This window comes from Limnohabitans planktonicus II-D5 (genome assembly GCF_001270065.2).
Classification (GTDB): domain Bacteria; phylum Pseudomonadota; class Gammaproteobacteria; order Burkholderiales; family Burkholderiaceae_C; genus Limnohabitans_A; species Limnohabitans_A planktonicus.
Genome location: NZ_LFYT02000004.1, coordinates 122807 through 144618 on the forward strand (window position 1 = coordinate 122807; position 21812 = coordinate 144618).

The following is a 21812-nucleotide window of genomic DNA, read 5'->3' on the forward strand; positions in this document are numbered from 1 at the left end:
GAAGAGGCTTTGAATGAGTACGGTGGGCTAAGGGGTCCTGAGAGTCTAACCAGTCCGCCATAAAAAAGCCCCCAGGCATGAGGCTCTGGGGGCTTGTTTGTTTCATTGAGCGATCAAGTGAGGTACTTGATCAAAAACAATGAAATACCTGGGAAGAACAGCAGCAGCAGGGTGCGGATGGTGTCGCTGATCAGGAAGGGCATGATGCCCTTGTAGCTTTCGCTCAGCGGCACATCCTTGGCCATGCCATTGACCACATAGACATTCAGCCCCACGGGTGGTGCCAACATGCCAAAGCCCACCGTCATCAGCACCATGATGCCAAACCAGATGGCGGTGTACTCGGGCGTCATGCCGAAATCGAGCTTCATGATGATGGGGAAGAAGATCGGGATGGTCAAAAGCAGCATGGACAACTCGTCCATCACCGCGCCCAGCACCACATAGAGCAGCAAGATGCCCGCCACCACCATCAGCGGGGCAAAGTTCATGGCCACCACCATTTCGGCCAATTGTGCGGGCACTTGGGTGCGCGCCAAGGCGGCGTTCATCACATCAGCACCCATGAAGATCAAAAAGATCATGGCCGAGCTGATCGCCGTGGAATGGAAGCACTGGATGAACTTTTTCCAGGTCAATTCTTGCTTGAGCAAAGCCGCCAAGAATGTGGAGGCTGCGCCCACAGCAGCACCCTCGGTGGGCGTGAAAAAGCCTGCGTAAATGCCGCCAAAGACAATCACAAAAATGGTGGCAATTGGCAAGATGCCTTTGAGTGACTCAAAAGTCAGACGTTCACGTTCTTCCTGATCGGGGGCTTGACCAGGTACCAAGCGCACATAAATGGCGATGGCGATCATGTAACCGACCATGGCGATGATGCCCGGCATCATCGCAGCGGCAAAGAGCTTGGCGATGTTTTGCTCGGTCAAGATGGCGTAGATGACCAGGGGGACCGAGGGCGGAATCAAGATGCCCAAGGTGCCACCTGCAGCCAATGTCCCTGTGGCCAAGCGGCCAGAGTAACCATGGCGCTTCATTTCAGGCAATGCCACGCCCGTGATGGTGGCTGCGGTGGCCACTGATGAACCACAGATGGCTCCGAATGCGCCGCAAGCCAACACCGCGCCCATGGCCAAACCACCTTTGAATCGGCCCATGACCGCAGCCGCAAACTGGAACAGCGCTTTGCTGATGCCGCCTTGCGTGGCGAAGTGGCCCATCAAGATGAACAGGGGAATCACCGACAGGTCGTAGTTGGCCAATCGGGCGAAAGCCAGGTTGTTCAAGAAATTCAAAAAGGGCTGAATGCCGGTCTGCAAGATGAACCCCGCAGTGCCTGCCAGGAACATCGCTCCCGCGATGGGCACACGCACCACCATGAGCAGCAGCATGATGCCGAAAATCATCAAGGCCAATTGAATGGGGGTCATGCTGTGGCTTCCTCGTTGTGGTCAATTTGGGAGCGCGCTTGCATGAGCGCAATCAGTGCCGTGATGCCAAATGGAATGCACATGCTGGTGAAGACAATCCAGTCAGGAAAGCCCAGCAGCATGGAGGCACCCATGGTTTCTTTGGCATTGATGGCGGCAGCGCCACAGCGCCAGGACAGCAAACCAAAAATCAGGGTCATCAGGACATCGCCCATGCGGTCAAGCCTGTTGACCATGCCTTCGCTGCATTTAGCGGTGAAAAAGTCCACGATGATGTTTTCACGTTTGAGTTGGCACAAGGGCATGAAAAGCGCAATGGCTGCGCCCGCGCCCACGCCGGTCAACTCGAAGTCACCAATCAAGGCAGAGTCAAAAAAATTGCGGCCAATCAGGCTGTAGCAGGTCATGAGCATCAAGCCGGTCATGACCAGTCCGCCCAAGATGCTGCAGAGTCGGGCGATCGGCTCTAGTAAGTTTGAAAACATGGTTAAAGGTCCGCGTTGCGGAAATGTGGAAAAAGTGCTGGCAGTCGCGGTGGCGGCCGCAAGGCGCGGTCAAATTAAGGCTTCTGTCAAAAACCAAGAGCAGGGATGGCCCTGCTCTTGTGGACTTAGGAAAAACAGATTATTTGGTGTACTGCTTGATCAAGTCTGTAGCCGATTGCAGCATGCCTTTGCCGTCCATGCCTTTGCCGGTCATCTCGGTCACCCAAGCATCGTCCAGAGAGTCGGTGGCTTTTTTCCACTTTTCCAGCTCAGCTTTCGGAATGATGCTGATTTTCTGGTTGGCAGAGGCTTCAAAGACTTTCTTGCCAACAGCGTCGTGACCCGCTTGGGTTTTGCCCAAGAAAGCTGAGAACTCGCGGCCAGAGTTTTTGTCGATCACAGCCTTCAGGTCTGCAGGCAGCGAGTCGTATTTGGCTTTGTTCATGGGCACCACAAACACCGTGGTGTACAGGGCGTTGTAGCTGCGGTCGGTTTCGGCGGTGAAGTTGGTCAATTCGTTGACCTTCAGGCTAGGCGCAACTTCGTAAGGGATCACGGCACCGTCGATCACGCCTTTGGACAAGGCTTCGGGGACTTGGGGCACAGGCATGGCCACAGGCGTGGCACCCATCATCGCGACCATCTTGTTGACTTGGCGTGTCGGGGCGCGCACTTTCAGGCCCTTCAAGTCGGCCATGGTGGTCACGGCTTTGTTCTTGGTGTAAATGTTGCCTGGGCCGTGCACGTGAACGGCCAACATTTTGACGTCTTTGAAGTCATCCTGGGCATACTTTTGAGCGTAATCCCAAGCGGCGCGGCTGGTGGCTTCAGCATTGGTCATCATGAAGGGCAATTCAAACACTTCGAGTTTGGCCAATTTTGGGGTGAAAGCCTGCAAAGTCCAAGCCACATCGACCACCCCGTCACGGGCTTGTTCATACAGCTGAACAGGTGTGCCGCCCAGTTGCATGGCCGGGAAAATTTCGCACTTCAGGCGGTCTTTGGAGTCACGGGCAATGTTCTTGCACCATTCGGCCAGCATGGTGGTGTGCTGGATGGTTTGAGGGCTCAAAAAGTGGTGAACTTTGAGTGTGATGGTCTGGGCGTGAGCGCCAAAACCAACGGCCATCAGGCCTGCGGCCAAGGCCGTTTGTTGCAAGAACTTCTTCATCGACTTGTCTCCATCGTGGGTTGAAAAACGAAATGATAAACCAACCGATCGGTCGGTTAATGAAAAAATGGCTCAAGTGGAGCTTTGCTTGGGGAACCCTAAAGCCCTCAGAGCTGCAATGTATATGATTTATGTTGCAACCTGGACCGGCGTTTTTGCGGGTTAACCCTTTGTTCTGGGGCGATGTTCACGTTTGTTAATTGAAAAAAAGTGCTTTTTTGATCCGTCATACGGCGTTTTGCCATTCGTGCAGGTCAGGAAATTTTTATTTGCAAGCTGCCCAATCCCGCCACTTGGCCCACCAGCACATCGCCTGCCACCACGGCGGCCACGCCTTCTGGTGTGCCGGTGTAAATCAGGTCACCGGGCTGCAGTTCCCACGCAGCCGACAGGTGTTCAATGGTTTCAGCCACGTTCCAAATCAGTTTGGCCACATTGCTGCGCTGGCGATCGGCCCCGTTGACCTGAAGGCTGATCTCGGCGTTGTTCACATCACCGGCCTGGGCGATGGGGGTGATGGGGCCGATGGGGGCCGAATGGTCAAAGGCTTTGCCAATGCACCAAGGGCGGCCTTGTTTTTTCATCTCGTTTTGCAGGTCTCTGCGGGTCATGTCCAAGCCCACGGCGTAGCCGTAGATGTGCTTGGCCGCATCGACCGCCGAAATGTTGCGCCCACCTTGGCCAATGGCCACCACCAGCTCAATTTCATGGTGTAGGTTGCCTGTCAGGCTGGGGTAGGGCATTTGACCGGTTTGCCCAGCATCCACCACCACCAGCGTGTCTGCAGGTTTGAGAAAAAAGAAAGGGGCTTCGCGGCCGGTGAAGCCCATTTCCTTGGCGTGTTCTTCATAGTTGCGGCCCACGCAATAAATTCGGTGAACCGGAAAACGATCTGGCTGGCCCACAACGGGGACGCATACAACAGGCGTGGGTGGGAACACAAAACTCATGGCCGACTTTCAGAGGATGAAGCTCAGATATTAAGCCCAGAATTTCCATTCATTACACTCTTGGCTGGTTTCGGGTCTGCTTTGTTGATCCGTGAAAACCCTTGGTTTGAACAGAGAGTGAACAGCGATGACAACGCGCCTTGATGTAGCTGCAGCCCCTGGGCATTTGATTCGCCGCGCGCATCAAATTGCTGTGGCTTTTTTTTCCGAGCATCTGGCGTTGGCAGATGTCACGCCGGTGCAATTTGCGATTTTGAGTGCAGTGCTGGATGCGCCGGGAATCGACCAGATTTCCTTGGCCAAGCGCGTGGCTTTTGATGCCGCCACATCAGGATCGGTCATCGGTCGTCTGGAAGCCAAGGGTTGGCTGCGCAGGCAGCCAGATGCTGCAGATCGCCGTCGCAAGTTGCTCGTTGTGACCTCCGAAGGCGAGCAGGCGCTGCACGGCATGCAACAGGCTGTGGCCCTGGTGCAGGTCCAGATACTGTCACCCCTGTCGCCCGATGAGCAGGCCCGGTTCGTGGATTTGCTGGCCCGCCTGGTGCAAGGCCATGAAGCCGCATAAGTTTTCTTGTAGGTCGCTACTCGAAGAGTCCGACGTTGAATGATCACCGGCTTCGCTTGGCCCTGATAAGGCGATTGATGCAAAAGTGTCGGGGTCTTCGACCGCCGACCTACGTGGCCGCATCTGCCTTCTTGTAGGTCGGCACTCGAAGAGTCCGACGTTGAATCTTCACCGTCTTCTCGTGGCCCTGATAAGACGATTGACGCAAAAGTGTCGAGGTCTTCGACCGCCGACCTACCTGGCAGCACAAGCTTTCTTGTAGGTCGGTACTCGAAGAGTCCGACTTCTTTTCAATCTGCCGACTTTGTAATGTTCAATTCATGCCGACTGGTAAGTCAATTCGAAGTGTTCAACCTGGGGTGGGCCTGCAAAAAACGGCCCCACGATGGCGCGCCATTGCTTGAACAGGTCCGATTCGCGAAAGCCCACGGTGTGGTCTTCCAGGGTATCCCAGAAAATTTGCAGCACAAAACGTTCGGGCGTTTCGATGCAGCGGTTGACTTTGGCGCCACGAAAGCCCTTGGCCTGGCTGGCCACGGTCTTAAGTCCGCGTTCGATGGCTTGTTCAAAGGCGGCTTGTTGACCTGGGTGGATGCGGATGTCGGCAAGTTCGAGGATCATGAAAAGGCATTCAGGGTGAATGAAAGAGGCTGTTACCTTAACCGAGAAGTGCGCCGTTGAACGTCATGCGCGTGTCAACTGCTTGCGTGACATGAGGCCGTGTCGATGGCTCAGTGGCTGGGCAGCGTGTGAGGTGCCCGGGTGGCTCGCCAGACCAGCCAGACAAAGAGAGCCGACACGACCACCAGGGCTGCTGTGCTGGTGATCCAGAAGCTGTCTACGCTGGGACGCGCCTCCAACGAGGCCCAGGCCAAACCCGAGTAGGCCAGTTGGTAACCGCCATATAACCCGCCGCCCCACAGCAAGGTGGTGTAGATGAGCAGGGGTGCCAGGGTAATCCGGTAGCAGCGCAACAAAAAAGCGCAGACGGCTTGCACGGCATCGGCGAGGTGATAGATCGCCACCCAGACCAGCCAGAGGCTGGCTGCTTGTGCCACTTCGGGGGTGTTGGTGAACACCTGGGCCAGACTTTCGCGGCCCAGGAACAGCAGTCCTGCACACAGCAAGGCTGCCGCCACCGCCATGCCCATGCCCAGCCCGGCGGCATGCCGGGCTTTGCCCGGTTGATTTGCGCCCAGCCAATAACCGGTGCGGGAGCTGCTGGCAATGCCAAGAGCCAGCGGAACCATGTACAGCACGGATGCCACCGTGGCAGCAATTTGGTGACTGGCCGAAGCCACTGCACCCAGTCGTGCGATGAACAGTGCCATCAGGGTGAAGGAGGTGATTTCCACCATGATGGACAGGCCTGCAGGCACACCCAGTTGCAAAAAGCGCCGCAAGGTGAGTAAGTGTGGTTTTTCAAGGCGACGCCAGAACCGGTAGGGGGTGTAAATGTCCTGTGTGCGCAGCATCCAAAGCCCGGTGAGCATCATCAAGGTGTTGACGATCAGTGTGGCCCAGGCGCAGCCCACCACGCCCAAGCCTGGCAAGCCCGCAGCGCCAAAAGTCAGGCCATAAGACAAGGGCACCTTGACAAACAATGCGCCTGCTTGCAGCCATGTGACTAGACGTGGGTAGCCCAGGCTCTGGTTGAGGGTGCCATACATGCGAAACAGCTGCGACGGCACCAGCGCCACGGCCAGAATGCGCAAATAGGCGCGTATGTCCGGCCACAGATGGGCTGGCACATCGGTCAACGACAGCCAGGGGTCAGGGAACCACAGGCCGCAAAAACCCAAGGCTGTGGCACCTGCACAGATGTACAGCGCTTGCCGAAAGGATCTGCCAATTTCGGCCGGACGCCCGGCACCATGCAGTTCGGCCCAGACGGGCAGCAGGGCTTGCAGCATGCCGTTGAGGGCCACATAAATGCTGATGTAGATCGACGAGGCCAGTGACAAGATGGCCAGGGCATGGGGGCTGTAGCGACCTGCGATCAGTGTGTCGGCCACACCAAAGGACATGACGGCCAGTTGCCCGATCAACACAGTGCCCGCGTGGCGGGCGATGGTGCGCAACTCGGACATCGGTCAGCGCGATGTTGGGACTGTGGGTGGGGCCGGTACAGGGCCAAAGATCACAAAATTCTCAAATCGGTCGGTCGGTCGCGTGATGCGGGTCTGTTCTGTCCAGCCCAAAGATTCGATGCGCTGCGACAGCAGGGGCAGGTTTTGCTGGTCCACGATCAGCCAGGCGCAGTCAGGCAGGGGTTTTTCCAAGGGTTTGAGAGTGACTTTGGCGTGATAAATCAAGCCCGCCCCCTGAGGTTTGGTGATGCCCGCGTATTGATAGCAGGGGCTGGGGCCCGTGACGTCGACGACTTTTTTCATGAAAGGCGCGTAGCTGCGGGCATAGTCCAGCAAGGGTAGCCACAAGGTGGTCAGCAACAACCAGCACAACACCGCACCGCTGGCGGGCAGGACCAGGCTTTTCCAGATGGCCGATCGGTGCGCGCCGGTGCGCCACTTGACCAGACCCGCCCAAGCCAGCGTGGCGAGCAGGGCGAGCGTGAAGGCGGTCGCAGAAAATTCCGGCACAAACTCAGGCGCCAGGCGCTTCACGTTTGCCGCTGGTTGGGCCGGGAAACCGGTTTGCATGGCCACCCAAACCACCCAGATGGTCAAGGCACAGATGCTGAAAAAAAGTAAGGTGAACCAGTCGATCAAGGCACTCAGACTGCGTTTGAGTGTGGGTAAGGCAAACGCTGCCAAGGTGGCAATGGCGGGCAGTGCCACCAGCAGGACACGATCAGAAATACCTGTGAACCAACTCGTTCCAAAGGTGACGATGACAAACCACAGTGGCAAGGCCAGATGCGGGTGCAACCATATTTGCGAGAGTTGGCCCCGCCAGCGCCACAAAGACCAGATGGCCAAAGGCCAAGCAGGCCAGGTGAACCATGCCATCAATTGGGCCATGTCGTGAACATTCAGCAAGGCATGGGGCGCGATGCGCCAGCGCCAAAGGTCCAAAGCCCCAGCCGTGGTAATGCACAGCAAGCCAATCAGTGCCAGCAGCCCCAGATCGAGCATGCTCAGCCGCCTGTGTGTCGGATCGGCAGGCATGGCGGTGCTGATCACCGCGCCGCCGACACCCAGCATCAAGGCCATGCTGGGCGCGCCAGACAAGGTCAGGCCCAACATGCTGGCGGCAATCGCCAGTCTGCCATGCCAACGTTTGCGCCCCAGGTGAGTCAAGCCAAAAAATAAGCCAGCACCAAAGCTCAGTTGCATCAAAAATGGCGTGGTTTCATGAGAACGGTGGGCTAAACCCAGGCACGCCAACAAGGCCAGCAAGCCCCCGTCAGCCAGGGCGCGGGCATAGTCGGCGGGTTTGGCTTCGCCGCCAAACGCAAAGGCCACAGGCTGCGCTGCCGGGTGGCGAGCCAGGGCGTAAACGCTGTACCAAGTGGCGACCAGTGTGAGTGCCAGCATGGTCACAAAGGGCGCTCGGGCAAAGGCTGCCTCCCAGCCTGTAGGTGCCAATTTGATGGCCAGGGCACCCAGCCAGTGGGTCAGCAATGCCAGGTTGTCATCCACTTGGCCCAGCAAGGTGGGTTTGAGCCAACTGACGATGTCTCCGGGGGTTGGTTGAGCCAGCATCAGCATGTATCCCAAGGCTTCTATATCTTGAGATTTCCAAGGCCCCCGTCCCCAGAAGCCGGGCAACACATAAGCTGCGCAAAGTAAAAAGAGCGCCCAGCGTGGCAGTCGACGGACTGCGTGTTGAGAAACGATGGCAGGGGTGGGGTGGTTCACGACGTCAGAAGATAGCAGGTTCGGTGCGAGGCGGCTTGCTCAGGGTACATACAGGTGTTGGTGATGCAGCACCGATCCTGTTCACAGTGATTCTGGCTGACCCGCAAGCATAGAAAAAGGGCAGGCCGGTTGCCCGGGCTGCCCTTTGGCGTCTGCCAACCACCAATTACTTGGCAGTGGAAATCTTGCCGAAGCGGTTGCGGAATTTCTCCACGCGGCCACCCATGTTGTCCACCGACTTTTGCGTGCCGGTGTAGAAGGGGTGCGACTCACTGGTCGTGTCCAGCTTGTACCAAGGCAACTCGCGGCCGTCTTCCATTTTGATCATCTCTTTGGTGTTGGCGCATGAACGTGTCACGAACTTGAAACCATTGGACATGTCTTGGAAGCAAACTTCACGGTAGTTGGGGTGAATGCCGTCTTTCATGGGGAAATCCTTTTATTTCGCTACGGTAGCCACTCTGCAGCCTATCTGAGAGCACTTTCCGCAAAACCTGTCGATTATAGGGTATCAACCGCCCCGTCGCATCATGTCAAAGAACTCGGAGTTGTTCTTGGTCGCTTTCATGCTCTTCAAGACCATCTCCATCGCCTCGATTTCGTCCATGTTGTACATGAACTGACGCAGGATGCGGGTTTTTTGCAGCACTTCGGGCTGCAGCAGCAACTCTTCCCGGCGGGTGCCGCTGCGGTTCAAGTTGATGGCTGGGAACACACGCTTTTCGTACAGGCGGCGCTCCAGGTGAATTTCGCAGTTGCCGGTGCCCTTGAATTCTTCAAAGATCACCTCGTCCATGCGGCTGCCGGTGTCGACCAGGGCCGTGGCAATGATGGTCAGGCTGCCGCCTTCTTCCACATTGCGGGCTGCGCCAAAGAAGCGCTTGGGGCGCTGCAGGGCGTTGGCATCCACACCGCCTGAGAGTACTTTGCCCGACGAGGGCACCACGTTGTTGTAGGCACGGGCCAGGCGGGTGATCGAGTCCAGCAGGATCACCACGTCTTTTTTCAGCTCGACCAGGCGCTTGGCGCGTTCGATCACCATTTCGGCCACGTGCACGTGGCGCGAAGCGGGTTCGTCAAAGGTGGATGAAATCACTTCGCCACGCACATTGCGCTGCATTTCGGTCACTTCTTCGGGGCGCTCATCGACCAGCAAGACCATCAGGTGCACATCGGGGTAATTGGCCGTGATGGCATGCGCGATCTGCTGCATCATCACCGTCTTGCCCGACTTGGGCTGGGCGACGATCAGGGCGCGCTGTCCGCGGCCGAGCGGGGCGATGATGTCGATCACGCGAGCGGTGATGTTTTCCTCGCCCTTGATGTCACGCTCCAGACGCATCTGCTCTTTGGGGAACAGCGGTGTCAGGTTCTCGAACATGACTTTGTGTTTGTTGTTCTCGGGCAGGTCGTCGTTGACCTTGTCGAGCTTGGTCAGGGCAAAGTAGCGCTCGCCGTCTTTGGGGATGCGCACTTCGCCTTCGATCATGTCGCCGGTGTGCAGGTTAAAGCGCCGCACCTGGCTGGGGCTGATGTAGATGTCGTCGGTGCTGGCCGTGTAGCTGGAGTCAGGGCTGCGCAGGAAGCCAAAACCGTCGGGCAGGATTTCCAGCACGCCGTCGGCAAAGACCTGTTCGCCCGCTTTGGCGCGTTTTTTGATGATGGCAAACATCAGCTCCTGTTTGCGCATGCGACCGGTGTTCTCGATTTCGAGCGTGTCGGCTTGCTTCAGGAGTTCGGACACATGAAGTGCCTTGAGTTCATTCAAATGCATGGGATTTGGCCTGTGTCCAAACGATCCGTTATGGATGCGTTTTCAGATAACCGGGTGGAAATATTCAGAAGAGAAAAGGGCCCGGGGTTGGGGCTGGTCTTTCAGTGAGCTAGGCGATATTCCCTGATGAGAATTCCCAGCTGATAAATTATGACAGATTTTCATGTGAGCGCTGATTGATCGCTTGTCACGGGTGCAAGGTACTTTGAATGAGTTCATTTTCGATCAATCAAAAAAAGACCCAACATGCATTCATGTCGTGGCCACTGGCCAATATGGAATGGCTGCTGAGCACCAGATGGCAGTCCATCAGGTTCTGGCGGCGTGAATACCCAGGGTGAATGCGTGCCCCAATTTGTTGCAGCATCACATCAGGCAAATTGGCTTGATGGATGCGCACTTGGAACTGGCCAGTTGTTCACGCTGCAGTGCCCAGTCTTGTTGCGCTTGGGCGTATTCATCCATCTCCTGGTGGTTCTGCTGCACATCTCGAGAGTGAAAACCTGGGTGGATCAGGGTTTACCACTGGTGCATTTGAACGATTGGTACAGACCCGGGGTCGTTCATGTGTTGGATAGGAAAGCGATACGCAGCTGCTTAAAGTTCGACGCAGCCTGCAGCTTTGCATGGCCAGTTCAACCACAAAGAGGAAGACCATGAAAAACCAACGTCCAGCATTGAACCGCCGAAGCCTCGGCTTGTCCTTCATCGCCGCAGCGGCTTTGGCCAGCGCGGCTGGTGCATGGGCACAGGCCAAGCCCATTGTCATTGGATTGCCTATTGCGCAAAGCGGCCCTGCGGGTGTCGCCGACCACGCTGATTACCTCAATGGTGCCAAGCTCGCTGCCAAAGAAATCAACGCCGCTGGGGGCGTGAATGGGCGAAAAATTGAACTGAAGGTGTTTGACATTGACATCATGACACCCGAAGGCACGCAGGCCACGTTCCGCAAAATGGTCGATGCCAAGGTCCATGCGATCGCCTCGCCCTTTGTCCTGATTCCAACGCCTGCCATGGAAGCGGTGGCGCGTTACAAGGCACCGTATTTGCACGGCAACACACAGGAAGCATCGCTCGATTTGGTCAAAGCCAACCCGAGCAAATTCAGTCACATTTTCCAGATTGACCCGCCTGAGACCTTCTACGGTGCGGGCTTTCCGGCCTTTTTGGAGCAACTGCAAGCCAGTGGTGCGTGGAAGCCGATCAACAACAAGGTCCACATCATCCGCGAGCAAATTGCTTACACCCAAACCATCTCCAAAGCGACTGAGGCTGCGCTCAAATCCAGCAAGTTTGAGTTGGCCAAAGTCACCGACATCCAGTTTCCCGTCCAAGACTGGGGTCCGGTGCTGCAAGACATCCGCAAAACCGGTGCAGGCGTGGTGATGGTCAACCATTGGGTGGCCGCAGAATTGGCCGCATTTGCCAAGCAGTTTGCTGCCAACCCTTTGCCCGGCGCCTTGGTTTATTTGCAATACGGCCCATCGCAGCCTGAATTCCTGAATTTGGCGGGCAAAGCTGCAGAGGGCTTTGTGTGGGGCACGGTGTATGGCGCTTACGCCGACAAGCAAGGCCAGGCCTTCCGAGATGCTTACCGAAAGGAATACTTGGCTTCAGGGGGGGTGATGGGCTTGGTCTACACCGGCGGTGGTTATGACACCGTCAAAATTTTGGCCCAGAACTGGAAAACAGCCGATCCGGAAAAATTTGACGAGGTCAATGCAGGTTTGCGCAAACTGAGCTACCGGGGTGTGAATGGCTTTTACAGCTTCAACAACCCCCAGCAAGCGCCCAAGCACTACCCACTGGAAGTGAAAAACATTGAGCAAGGCATGGCCCACCTTTTTGTGCAGGTGCAAAACGGCCAACACCAAATCATTTCACCCAACGTCTTGAAAGAGGCCACGTTCAAGCCCGCACCCTGGATGGCCAAATAAACATCCAGACCGCGTGCCCACAAGCCGTCGTTTTGGCGCGGCTTGTGGTGTTGATTTGATTCATTCACCACCCCCGATTGGGATTGGCCATGCTTTTTTCTTGTGACAACATCCACATGCACTTTGGTGCACGCCCGGTCTTGCAGGGCATTTCTTTGGGTGTCCACGCTGGTGAGGTGCTGGGGATCGTCGGCCCCAATGGCGCTGGCAAAACCACTTTGCTTGAGATTTTGTCGGGGCGCACAAAACCCACCCAGGGCCGCGTGCTCTTCGAAGGCCAAGATGTGACCGCCATGCCCTTGCACCAACGCGCCCGTTGTGGCCTGGCACGGACCTACCAGTCGCCAGTAGTGCCTGAGCAGTTGAGCGTTGACCAGGTGCTCAAGGCTGCACGTCAAGCCTTCACGCCTTACCTCACCTCGCACCATGCGCAATGGGCTTGCGACCAAGTGGGGCTCGCGGTCAACCCGGCGCAAATGGCAGGTTCACTTGAAACACTGAACCGCCGCAAGTTGCTGTTGGCGTGCTTGCTGATGCGCAAGCCCAAGGTCTTGTTGATGGACGAACCTGCGGCCGGTTTGCTGGGCGCGGAGGTGGACGAGATAGACAGCATCTTGCGCTACTTGGCGCAGCAAATGGGCGTGGGCATCATTTTGGTTGAGCACCGTTTGGAGCTCATGACGGCCATCGCGCAAAGGGTGGTCGTGCTCGATGGCGGGGAGCTGATTGCCGAAGACAAACCTCACCGGGTGTTTGACCACCCGAGGGTGAGGGCTGCATATTTTGAGACAGCGCAGGAGGCCGCATGACCGCTCCGAGTACCGAAGTCTTGAGGGTCACGCGCTTGTCTGCCGGGTATGGACCGCTGACGGTTTTGCACGATTTGGATTTCACCGTCCATGCCGGAGAGCGCATTGGTTTGGTGGGGCTCAATGGCCACGGCAAGTCCACATTGTTCCGTGCCATCTCAGGCCTGACCGATTGGCAAAGGGGCTCGATCCAGTTGAGCGGCCATGAAATAGGCGGCACCCGCAGCCAAGGCGCTGGCCGCAACACCCACCGCATTGTGCGTTTGGGCCTGGCCCACATGCCGCAAGGCGATGCGATTTTTCCGGGGCTGAGTGTGGCCCAGCACCTCGATTGCGGGGCCTACACACGGCAGGCCTGGCGTGAGCGGATGCAAAGGCGCGATGCTGTTTTGAAAATTTTCCCGCCTTTGTCCAAGTTGTTGGACGCCCCTGTGGGCAAGCTATCCGGGGGCGAGCGTCGCATGGTGTCGCTGGCGCGTGGACTGATGGTCGATGCTGTGCTTTACCTGGTCGATGAGCCTTCTTTGGGCTTGGCTCCCAAAATCAGTCGGGGGGTGATGGACGCGTTGATGCGGGTGGATTTGCGGGGTGGTGCCATGGTCATTGCAGAACAAAACATGTCCTTGCTTGAAGGCCGTTGCAACCGGATCCTGGGCATGCACGCGGGCCAACTGAAAGGGAGTGCCTGATGGCTGATTTTGAGTTGTCGTTTGTGTTGCTGTCGGCGCTGACCCTGGCCTCCATTTATGGGTTGTTGGCGGTCGGCGTGTCCATCATTTGGTCGAGTCTGGGCATGCTCAACATGGCCCATGGCCTGACCTTCACCGTGGCCGGTTACGGCGCGGTGTTGGCCGCCACGCACCTGAGCGAGCATGGCGCAGTCGTCTTGCTGGCGGGCATGGGCAGTGGCATGTTGTGTGGCATGTTCATCAGTGCGGTGGCCTTTATTCCTTTGCATGACAAACCTAACTTTGTGGTGCGCAGTCTGATTGCCACATTGGCGCTCAGCCTCTTGGGCACTCAAGCCATGCTGTGGCTGTTTGGACCCAGCGCCAAAAGCCTGCCGCCTTTGTTTGGCAGCGAAGTGATCTCGGTTTTGGGCATGAAGCTGTTGCCCGACAAGTTGGGGGCCATTGTGGTGTCTTTGGTCTTGATGCTGGCCACTTTGGTGTGGATGAAGCGCAGCCGCACCGGCTTGGAGATCCGCGCCATGATGCAAAACCCTGAAGGTGCCTCTTTGGTGGGCATTGGTGTGCGCAGCACCGCCATGGCGGTGATGGCCGTGACCGGGGCCTTGGCAGGCCTGGCCGCCGTATTGCTGTCTCAAACTTATTTTGTCAGCCCGTTTTCGGGCACCACACCGCTGATCAAGGGTTTGATTGTGGCTTTGTGTGGTGGCCTGGGCAGCATCCCAGGGGCATTGCTGGCGGCCGCCTTGATGGGCACCCTGGAGGCCTTCACCGGTGCATTGCTGGGGGGGCAGTATGTGCTCATGACCCAATTTATGTTCGTGATTGCAGTCCTCATCGTCAGGCCGCGGGGCATTGCAGGCATGTTGGACCAAACGCGTGAATGACCGATATGGAGTCCACAGTGAATCAATCAAAATCTCCACCCGTGATGTATTTGGTGGGCCGCCGTCGGTGGTGGCCTGTGCTGGGGGGGCATGGTGCCAAAGTCTGGTCACGCCTGCGTTACCCCTTTACCCGGCGCACGGTGTTGCAGCTCGAAGGTGTGTACAACCCCAAAACCTTGGCGCGTGAAAAAAAATTCGTCCACAAAGAACCCATTTGGTGGGCTTTGGGTTTGTTGGCTTTGGCCATCATCCCGCCGCTGGCGGGCATAGGGCTGGACAGCAACAGCTTGCTGTCGGCGGCAGCGATTTTTTTGTTGTATGCCGCCATCAACATCGTGTGGACCTTGATCATCGGCACGGCGGGCATCTTCTCCTTGGCCACCTTGGCCGTGGTCGGGTCTGCGGCCTACGCCGGGGCCTGGTTGTCCATCACCTTCGGTTTGCCCTGGTGGGGCATGATTGGCGTAGGGGGTGTGGTGGGCTTGCTGGCCGGCGTGGTCATTGCCATCCCCGCCACCCGCCTGGAAGGCTTTTACTACGCCTTGCTCACCTTGGGGCTGGTGGAGTTGTGCCGGGTCTCGGTGGTGCAATCCAAAGCCCTGGGTTCAGCCACTGGGGGCTTGTACGGTGCCGACTCTTATGTGCCCGACAGCTTCAGTGAAATGGGCGAATTGATGCTCAATTACTACGCTTGCTTTGCGGTGATGCTGCTGGCCTTGTTGTTGTATCGGGTCGTCAATGGCCAACGCCTGGGGCGCTTGCTGCGTGCCGCGCCCGAGAAGCAAGAGGCCTTTGCCCAGGCCATTGGCATTGACTTTTTGCGCGCGCGCATTGAGGTGTTTTTGATCTCGTCGACCGCGTTGGGCTTGATTGGCGGTTTTTACGCCAGCCATTTCAAAGGGGCGTCGCCTTCTTTGTTTGGCATGGACAACCTCTTGCTGCTCTTGGCCATGATCGTGATCGGAGGCTTGGGCACTGCCCAAGGGGCTGTGGTGGGCACTTTGCTGGTGGTGGGCATTGACAAACTTTTTGTGGATCTGGGGCCCATGCGCCTGGCCTTGATTGGCCTGTTGATGCTGAGCACAGTGTTGTTCACACGCAATGGCCTGTTTGGCATGAAAGCCCAATTTGAAGCCTGGCGCGACCGCATTCGCAGCCAGGCCCGTGCCAGCCGTTCTGAACATGGAGGAGAAGTGATGCCTGAAGAAGCCGTGGACATTCTTGACAAAAACGACATCGCCCATCGGCGCTTTGACAAGCGCACTCGCGATGCCCTCAAACCCTTGGTGACGCCTGAGGTTTTGGAAGAGCACCGCTTGTGCCCCCGGGGCCAACACAGCGACGCTCTGATGCGCTTGCTCAACTACTTCCGGGTGGCCGGTTTGGAAGACAAGTACGCGCTGTTGGCCGAGGTGCCTTTTCAACGCTACAAGATCATTGCCATCTCGGGTGTGCGGGGCGTGCCGCCCCGCATGGTGGATGACAAAACCTATGGCAGCGTTGACGAGGCCTACCACGCGGTCTTTCTCAAACGTTGTCAAGACCTGCTTGAATCCTGATCCTTTTTTCGAAAGCATTTCCATGGCGCAAATTCGCATCCACGGTTACACCGACCAACTCTCTGTCAAAGCAGGCCACAGCGTCACAGCACACATCAGCGCCGAAGGCGTGAACCAGGTTCAAGCCCAGTTGGTCAAACTCATCCACGGTGATGAAAACCCTGAAGGCCCGGGCTTCATCGAGCAAGAAATCGATTCACCCATCAACCAGGCCTGGCCCGTGACGCGCCAGTACATTCAGGCGGGCAATTTTTTGCGTGTCGATGACCCGCAGGGCCGACTGAACTCAACGGGCGCCATGACCTTGCACGCCTTCGTCTATGCCACCATTCCCCAAGTGGGGCGTCAGGTGATCTTGGGCAATTGGGACATTGACCGCCAATCGGGTTTTGCTTTGGGCATCAACACCCAAGGGCTGCTGGAGTTTTGGCTGGGCGATGGCGCGCAAGTCGATGCGGTGGTGGCTGAGGTGCCCTTGATGGCCAAAATTTGGTATTTTGTGGCCGCCACTTACGACCCCGCCAGTGGACTGGCGACGGTGCACCAAGAAGCCGTGCTCAACCGTTACAACTCGCTGTTGTCCAAAATTGTGCCGCTGGACTACCGCTCACACGTGCAAACGCGCATGCGGGTCAAACCCGCGGTCGGCACCTCATTTCTGATTGCAGGCGCACACGACCGCAACCCCAGCCGCGGCGATTTTGTCGCCCAGTGTTTCAACGGCAAGATCGACCGTCCCGGCATCATGAAAGGGGTGGCCGATGAAGCTGTCATGGCCCAATTGCGCAGCGGTCAAGCCTCGCACCACGATCTGACTTTGGCCTACTGGGACACCAGTGCCGGCTATACCGACCATGGCATAGGTGACACCGTCTATGACCAAGGCCCCTATTTGCTGCACGCGCAAGGGGTCAATTGCCCTGTGCGGGGGCAAACCGGTTGGAACTGGAACGGCCGCAATGACTGCTACCGCTTGGCTTTCCATGAATATGGCGGCGTCGAGTTTCACGACGACGCCATGACCGACTGCCAATGGGCCCCGACCCTGACCCTGGATGTGCCGGTCGATCTGAAAAGCGGTGTCTATGCCATCCGCTTGCGCCCCACGGCACAAGACAATCACCCCGAGGCGGGTGCCATGGCCGAGGAGTACTTGCCGATTTTTGTCCGGGCGGCCCAGCCCAAAGCCGCATTGGCCATGTTGATGCCCACGGCCAGTTACATGGCTTATGCCAATGCGCAGCTGACTTTCGAAATCCCGGTGGCGCAGTCCATCACTGCCTGTGTGCCGATTTTTCAAGCCATCGACATTGACTATTACAAAAACGGACTCCAATTTGGCCTGTCCACTTACGACGCTCACCGCAGCGGTCATGGTGTTTGCTACACCTCGCGCCGGCGCCCCATCATCAACATGCGACCCAAGTGCCGCATGCCCGGCGTGGCTTGGCCTTGGCAGTTTCCGGCAGATTTGTCGGTCATTGCCTGGCTGGAAAAAATGGGCTATGACTACGAAGTGGTGACCGACGAGGACCTGCACCATGAAGGTGCCGATGCGCTCAAGCCCTACAAAGCCGTGATCAACGGCACCCACGCCGAGTATTACTCCGAGCCCATGTTGGACGCGACAGAAGACTACTTGGCCGAAGGTGGTCGCATCCTGTATTTGTCGGGCAATGGCTACTACTGGGTGGTGGGCTTCAAGCCGGACATGCCTTGGGTGATGGAGGTGCGCAAACTCGAAGCCGGTTCGCGCGCTTGGCAGGCCAGACCGGGCGAGCACTACCTGGCCACAACCGGTGAGCGCAGCGGTTTGTGGCGACACCGAAACCGTGCACCCCAAAAACTGGTGGGCACGGGTTTCGCTTCCGAGGGCATGGACGAGTCGGTGCCGTTTCGCCGCATGCCAGACAGTTACCACAAGAGCGTGTCCTGGATTTTTGAGGGCGTCACCGAGGAGGTGTTTGGTGACTTTGGCTTGGCAGGCCATGGTGCGGCCGGGGTTGAAATCGACCGGTACGACTTGACCTTGGGCACGCCCCCTCACGCCCGCATCTTGGCCACCAGCGAAGGGTTTTCAGACAACTACCCGTTGGTGCAAGAAGAGATCATGTACAACCATCCGGGCATGGGCGGGACGCAAAACCCAAGTGTGCGCAGTGACATCGTGTATTTCACCACCCCGAACAACGGGGCCGTGTTTTCACCCAGTTCCATCGCTTGGGGGCAGGCGCTGCCGTGTCGCGATTTTGACAACCCGGTGTCCACCATCATGAAAAACGTGGTGGATGCTTTTATCCAAGAAGGTGAGCTGCCGGGAATGGCCTTTTGCGCCGAAGAAAAGCAATGGCGTTGACGTGGCCTTGGGGCCATCGAACACCTGTGATTCGGAACTTCCCTGATAGACGAGAGGGCTTAAACCTTGTTCAATGAAGCGATTCGCACCTCCAATCGCTTGCCGATGAACACAGAAACCTTTGGGCAAACGCTGTTTGATTTGTACCAACTCTCTCGACACTCACCCATGCCAGACTTCCAACGTCTGGCTTTGGACACCATCAGCAACCGTTTTGACTTTGACTCCGCCTGGTGGGGCATGGCCTCTCAACCCCCGCAAGGCGAGATGGAAATCCACGTGTCCTTGCCCTACCGATTGCCCAGCTTCTACCCGGGACTGTGGGATGAGATCAAGCAAGAAGACACCATTGTCTCGGCCGTCATGGAAAAGCCCGGTGTTTGCGTGAACTTTGGGCGCAAGTCGCTCAACGCCTCCCCCGGCTTGGCCTCCTTGATGGCCCGCTTTGGCATCACCAGTTGCTTGTGCGTGGTCACCTTGTTGCCCGAACTCAACCTCATGGCGTTTTTGTCCCTGTACCGGGTGGAGGGTAAACCGGCCTTTTCTGAGACTGAGCGTCGTTACACCCAATTGCTCATGCCGCATTTGACGGCCGCCTTGTCGTCCAATTGGCTGCTCCATTTAGAACGTGTGCGGGCCAACAACGCGACAGGCAGCGCTTCCCTGGGGGTGGTCGACAGCCGCGGCATGTTGTATGTGGCCGACCAAAACCTCATATCGATGATGCGTGTCGAATGGCCCCAATGGCAGGGCCCTCTGTTGCCCGATGCCATGGTCAAGCAGCTTCGCGCTGGAGCGCCTTACCGGGGCAAGCGCCTGAGTATGCGCACGCACCCTGTGGGTGATTTGTGGCTGATCGACCTGCGCTTGGTCACCGTTGGTGGCCACCTGTCGCCCCGTGAATTGGAAATCGCCCAGATGTTTTCCACAGGCGCGAGTTACAAAGAAATCGCGCGTGATTTGGGCATTGCCCCCACCACAGCCCGCCACCATTTGCGAGAGATTTACCGAAAGCTCGGTGTGTCTGACAAAGCGGCATTGGCGCACAGGTTATTGGCTCAAAACGACTCCGAAATCGTTCTGGACGGGCACAGCCATTTTGAAGAGTTACCGGGCGCATCGTCGGCCTTTGGTGATGTCAAGCCGGTCTGAGGATCTGCCCATGGTGGACAGGCGCATCAGGCCCAGTTTTTCCCCTCAAAACAACCCAGCCCGTTTGCATGCGGGCTTTTTTCATCGTGTTCTTTTTTTGTTTCAACATCTCAGCTGTGTCAATGGGCTCGTTCATTTGTTCGGGGGTGAAAACCCCGGGTGGATTGATGCTCAAAGTTGATACTGGTGTGAGATCCTTTTGCTTAGCATGAGGCCATGCCTGAAAAAACCCAATTTACGCCGCGCTTGGCGGTTTTGCTGACCAACGACGACACGTCTGCATTTGCCATGGATTTTCCCAATGATGGGCAAAAAGTGGTTCAGCTGCTGCAACCCTTGCGTCCCCACTGGCAGTTTGACGTGGTTCCTGTCAAGGACGGTGTCTTTCCTTCGCAAGCCTATGACGGCTATGTCATGACCGGAAGCCCGGCTTCGGTCAATGATTCCAGCTTGCCTTGGATGGCCCCCTTGCTGGATTTCATTCGCCAGTTGGACGCCGAACAGAAACCCCTGATCGGCTTGTGCTTTGGCCACCAGGCGGTGGCCAAAGCCTTGGGCGGCGAGGTGGCGCGTCACAGCGCGGGTTGGGGCTTGGGCACTGCGCCCACGCACTGGACCACCACGGCAGAGTGGATGCAACCCAGCCAAGCCACCACCACCTTGATGGCCGCGCACAATGAGCAAGTCACCCGCATGCCTGAAGGCTCGGTGTGTCTGGGTGGCAGTGACTTTTGCCCCATCGGCTCGATGCACATCGGCCAGCACATCTGGACCACCCAGTTTCACCCCGAAATGCCTTTGGTTTTCATGCAAGCCGTCTTGGCGCATTTGGCCGACAAACTTGATGCGCCGACCATGGAGAAAGCCCACGCCAGTTTGGCCAATCGCGCCGATGCGCCCTTGTTTGGGCAATGGATGGTGCAGTTTTTTGAAGCCTGTTTTGAAAGAAAGTTATGACGGTTTGGAACCCTAGCGACGACGGCCATGCCGACCTGTCGGACCACGACAGCTATGTGAACGGCACGCCGCACAACACCTTCAAGCGCCTGCGCGATGAAGACCCTATGGCCTGGTGTAACTGGGCCGATGGCAAAGGCTTTTGGTCGGTCACGCGGCATGCCGACATTCTGGAGCTCAACCGCAACCACCAGCGCCTGTCCTCGGCCCAAGGCATCCGCATGGAAGACCAGTCGCACGATGAGTACATGGCGCGGCGCACCTTTCAGGAAACCGATCCGCCCGAGCACACCCGCACCCGCATGCTGGTGGCCAAGGCCTTTTCCAAGCCCATGATGGCGCTGTACGAAGAGCAGATCCGAGAACTCTGCGTGGGCATCCTCGACCAGGCCCTGGCGCTGGGCGAGTTTGACGCCACGCACCAGATCGCCCGCCAGCTGCCCATGCGCATGCTCGGGCGCATCGCGGGCCTGCCCGAGGAGGACCTGGACTGGCTGGTGGACAAGGGCGACGCGCTCATGGCCAACACCGACAGCGATTTCACCACCCATGTGGTCGACAAGATGGACACTGAGGCCTACCGCTTCATGCCGTTTCGCTCGCCCGCCGGGGCTGACCTGTTCGACTACGCTGCCCAGATGATGGAACGCAAGCGCGCAGCGGGCGACACCAGCGGCGTGCTGCACCTGATCACCCAGCCCGACGCCCAGGGCAATGTGATCAGCGACACCGAATTTCGCAACTTCTTTTGCCTGCTGGTGGCGGCGGGCAACGACACCACACGTTATTCGATCGCTGCCGCCTTGCATGCGCTGGCCAACCAGCCTGGCCTGATGGCGCAGCTCAAGGCGGTGCAGGGCGAGGCCGCCTGGGAGGGCGTGTCCGACGAGTTCATCCGCTGGGCCTCACCCGCCACGCACTTTCGCCGCACCGCGACCGAGGACTTCGAGTACCACGGCAAGGCAGTGAAGGCGGGCGACAAGGTGCTGCTCTGGTTCATCTCGGGCAACCGCGATGAGCGCGCTTTTGACCGGCCGTTCACGGTCGACCTGAATCGGGGCGTGAACCGCCACCTGTCGTTCGGGCAGGGCGGTGCGCATGCCTGTCTGGGCATGTGGCTGGCGCGGCTGGAATTGCGCGTTTTGCTGCAGGAGCTGATCAAGCGGGTGGACCGCATCGAGCAGACGGGTGAGCACGCCTTTTTGCGATCCAACTTTGTCTCCGGTATCAAACGCTTGCCCGTGCGCATGCACTTAATCTGAAAGGAACC

Annotated in this window: 19 protein-coding genes; 10 read left to right on the forward strand and 9 right to left on the reverse strand. The window is 57.6% G+C overall.

Features of this window, described 5'->3' with window-relative positions:
- Positions 1 to 113: 113 nt before the first annotated feature.
- The 4 genes from H663_RS25045 to H663_RS25060 form a co-directional block, all read right to left on the reverse strand.
- Positions 114 to 1430, reverse strand: coding sequence for a TRAP transporter large permease (locus H663_RS25045; protein WP_053169694.1), 1317 nt, complete (start codon positions 1428 to 1430; stop codon positions 114 to 116).
- The gene (locus H663_RS25050; RefSeq protein ID WP_053169692.1) at positions 1427 to 1915 is read right to left on the reverse strand and encodes a TRAP transporter small permease; all 489 of its coding nucleotides are present in this window, start codon (positions 1913 to 1915) and stop codon (positions 1427 to 1429) included. The genes H663_RS25045 and H663_RS25050 overlap by 4 nt, the downstream gene beginning before the upstream one ends.
- Before the next feature lie 139 nt (positions 1916 to 2054).
- Positions 2055 to 3086, reverse strand: a complete 1032-nt coding sequence (locus H663_RS25055; RefSeq protein WP_053169690.1) for a TRAP transporter substrate-binding protein — start codon at positions 3084 to 3086, stop codon at positions 2055 to 2057.
- A gap of 254 nt (positions 3087 to 3340) precedes the next feature.
- A complete protein-coding gene (locus H663_RS25060) occupies positions 3341 to 4036 on the reverse strand; it encodes a fumarylacetoacetate hydrolase family protein (protein WP_053169689.1) in 696 nt (231 codons plus the stop codon).
- Positions 4037 to 4163: 127 nt separating this feature from the next.
- On the opposite strand from H663_RS25060, the gene H663_RS25065 reads away from it, so the two are divergent.
- Complete coding sequence (locus H663_RS25065) at positions 4164 to 4601, forward strand: MarR family winged helix-turn-helix transcriptional regulator (RefSeq protein ID WP_053169687.1); 438 nt, start codon at positions 4164 to 4166, stop codon at positions 4599 to 4601.
- Between the two features lie 318 nt (positions 4602 to 4919).
- On the opposite strand, the gene H663_RS25070 is transcribed toward H663_RS25065, so the two are convergent.
- The 5 genes from H663_RS25070 to rho form a co-directional block, all read right to left on the reverse strand.
- Entirely contained in the window at positions 4920 to 5222 is a 303-nt protein-coding gene (locus H663_RS25070; RefSeq protein WP_053169685.1) for an antibiotic biosynthesis monooxygenase family protein, read from the reverse strand.
- 110 nt (positions 5223 to 5332) lie between these two features.
- A complete protein-coding gene (locus H663_RS25075; protein WP_053169683.1) occupies positions 5333 to 6691 on the reverse strand; it encodes an MATE family efflux transporter in 1359 nt (452 codons plus the stop codon).
- Between the two features lie 3 nt (positions 6692 to 6694).
- Complete coding sequence (locus H663_RS25080; protein ID WP_240620372.1) at positions 6695 to 8266, reverse strand: hypothetical protein; 1572 nt, start codon at positions 8264 to 8266, stop codon at positions 6695 to 6697.
- A 322-nt stretch (positions 8267 to 8588) separates the two neighbouring features.
- Positions 8589 to 8849, reverse strand: coding sequence for a type B 50S ribosomal protein L31 (locus H663_RS25085; RefSeq protein ID WP_053169681.1), 261 nt, complete (start codon positions 8847 to 8849; stop codon positions 8589 to 8591).
- Positions 8850 to 8933: 84 nt separating this feature from the next.
- Complete coding sequence (rho, locus tag H663_RS25090; protein WP_053169679.1) at positions 8934 to 10196, reverse strand: transcription termination factor Rho; 1263 nt, start codon at positions 10194 to 10196, stop codon at positions 8934 to 8936.
- A 656-nt stretch (positions 10197 to 10852) separates the two neighbouring features.
- Between rho and H663_RS25095 the strand changes: the two genes are divergently transcribed.
- From H663_RS25095 to H663_RS25135, 9 genes are all read left to right on the forward strand, one after another.
- Entirely contained in the window at positions 10853 to 12133 is a 1281-nt protein-coding gene (locus H663_RS25095; protein WP_053169677.1) for an ABC transporter substrate-binding protein, read from the forward strand.
- Between the two features lie 89 nt (positions 12134 to 12222).
- Positions 12223 to 12942, forward strand: coding sequence for an ABC transporter ATP-binding protein (locus H663_RS25100; RefSeq protein WP_053169675.1), 720 nt, complete (start codon positions 12223 to 12225; stop codon positions 12940 to 12942).
- Entirely contained in the window at positions 12939 to 13631 is a 693-nt protein-coding gene (locus tag H663_RS25105; RefSeq protein ID WP_053169673.1) for an ABC transporter ATP-binding protein, read from the forward strand. Before H663_RS25100 ends, H663_RS25105 begins: the two co-directional genes overlap by 4 nt.
- A complete protein-coding gene (locus tag H663_RS25110; RefSeq protein WP_053169671.1) occupies positions 13631 to 14518 on the forward strand; it encodes a branched-chain amino acid ABC transporter permease in 888 nt (295 codons plus the stop codon). The genes H663_RS25105 and H663_RS25110 overlap by 1 nt, the downstream gene beginning before the upstream one ends.
- Before the next feature lie 17 nt (positions 14519 to 14535).
- Positions 14536 to 16077: a branched-chain amino acid ABC transporter permease gene (locus H663_RS25115; RefSeq protein ID WP_240620375.1), complete on the forward strand. Its 1542-nt coding sequence runs from the start codon at positions 14536 to 14538 to the stop codon at positions 16075 to 16077.
- Positions 16078 to 16099: 22 nt separating this feature from the next.
- Complete coding sequence (locus H663_RS25120) at positions 16100 to 18433, forward strand: N,N-dimethylformamidase beta subunit family domain-containing protein (protein WP_053169667.1); 2334 nt, start codon at positions 16100 to 16102, stop codon at positions 18431 to 18433.
- A gap of 105 nt (positions 18434 to 18538) precedes the next feature.
- Positions 18539 to 19585: a helix-turn-helix transcriptional regulator gene (locus H663_RS25125; RefSeq protein WP_053169665.1), complete on the forward strand. Its 1047-nt coding sequence runs from the start codon at positions 18539 to 18541 to the stop codon at positions 19583 to 19585.
- A 216-nt stretch (positions 19586 to 19801) separates the two neighbouring features.
- Positions 19802 to 20542: a type 1 glutamine amidotransferase gene (locus H663_RS25130; protein WP_053169663.1), complete on the forward strand. Its 741-nt coding sequence runs from the start codon at positions 19802 to 19804 to the stop codon at positions 20540 to 20542.
- Positions 20539 to 21804, forward strand: coding sequence for a cytochrome P450 (locus H663_RS25135; protein ID WP_053169660.1), 1266 nt, complete (start codon positions 20539 to 20541; stop codon positions 21802 to 21804). Before H663_RS25130 ends, H663_RS25135 begins: the two co-directional genes overlap by 4 nt.
- Positions 21805 to 21812: the final 8 nt, after the last annotated feature.

What these genes read in the sequence shown, in the direction of transcription:
- H663_RS25130 (WP_053169663.1), top strand. Translation starts at nt 19,802, where the DNA reads ATGCCTGAAAAAACCCAATTTACGCCGCGCTTGGCGGTTTTGCTGACC.
- H663_RS25110 (WP_053169671.1), top strand. Translation starts at nt 13,631, where the DNA reads ATGGCTGATTTTGAGTTGTCGTTTGTGTTGCTGTCGGCGCTGACCCTG.
- H663_RS25100 (WP_053169675.1), top strand. Translation starts at nt 12,223, where the DNA reads ATGCTTTTTTCTTGTGACAACATCCACATGCACTTTGGTGCACGCCCG.
- H663_RS25080 (WP_240620372.1), bottom strand. Translation starts at nt 8,266, where the DNA reads ATGCTGGCTCAACCAACCCCCGGAGACATCGTCAGTTGGCTCAAACCC.
- H663_RS25120 (WP_053169667.1), top strand. Translation starts at nt 16,100, where the DNA reads ATGGCGCAAATTCGCATCCACGGTTACACCGACCAACTCTCTGTCAAA.
- H663_RS25075 (WP_053169683.1), bottom strand. Translation starts at nt 6,691, where the DNA reads ATGTCCGAGTTGCGCACCATCGCCCGCCACGCGGGCACTGTGTTGATC.
- H663_RS25135 (WP_053169660.1), top strand. Translation starts at nt 20,539, where the DNA reads ATGACGGTTTGGAACCCTAGCGACGACGGCCATGCCGACCTGTCGGAC.
- H663_RS25045 (WP_053169694.1), bottom strand. Translation starts at nt 1,430, where the DNA reads ATGACCCCCATTCAATTGGCCTTGATGATTTTCGGCATCATGCTGCTG.
- H663_RS25095 (WP_053169677.1), top strand. Translation starts at nt 10,853, where the DNA reads ATGAAAAACCAACGTCCAGCATTGAACCGCCGAAGCCTCGGCTTGTCC.
- rho (WP_053169679.1), bottom strand. Translation starts at nt 10,196, where the DNA reads ATGCATTTGAATGAACTCAAGGCACTTCATGTGTCCGAACTCCTGAAG.
- H663_RS25065 (WP_053169687.1), top strand. Translation starts at nt 4,164, where the DNA reads ATGACAACGCGCCTTGATGTAGCTGCAGCCCCTGGGCATTTGATTCGC.
- H663_RS25085 (WP_053169681.1), bottom strand. Translation starts at nt 8,849, where the DNA reads ATGAAAGACGGCATTCACCCCAACTACCGTGAAGTTTGCTTCCAAGAC.
- H663_RS25125 (WP_053169665.1), top strand. Translation starts at nt 18,539, where the DNA reads ATGAACACAGAAACCTTTGGGCAAACGCTGTTTGATTTGTACCAACTC.
- H663_RS25070 (WP_053169685.1), bottom strand. Translation starts at nt 5,222, where the DNA reads ATGATCCTCGAACTTGCCGACATCCGCATCCACCCAGGTCAACAAGCC.
- H663_RS25050 (WP_053169692.1), bottom strand. Translation starts at nt 1,915, where the DNA reads ATGTTTTCAAACTTACTAGAGCCGATCGCCCGACTCTGCAGCATCTTG.
- H663_RS25105 (WP_053169673.1), top strand. Translation starts at nt 12,939, where the DNA reads ATGACCGCTCCGAGTACCGAAGTCTTGAGGGTCACGCGCTTGTCTGCC.
- H663_RS25055 (WP_053169690.1), bottom strand. Translation starts at nt 3,086, where the DNA reads ATGAAGAAGTTCTTGCAACAAACGGCCTTGGCCGCAGGCCTGATGGCC.
- H663_RS25060 (WP_053169689.1), bottom strand. Translation starts at nt 4,036, where the DNA reads ATGAGTTTTGTGTTCCCACCCACGCCTGTTGTATGCGTCCCCGTTGTG.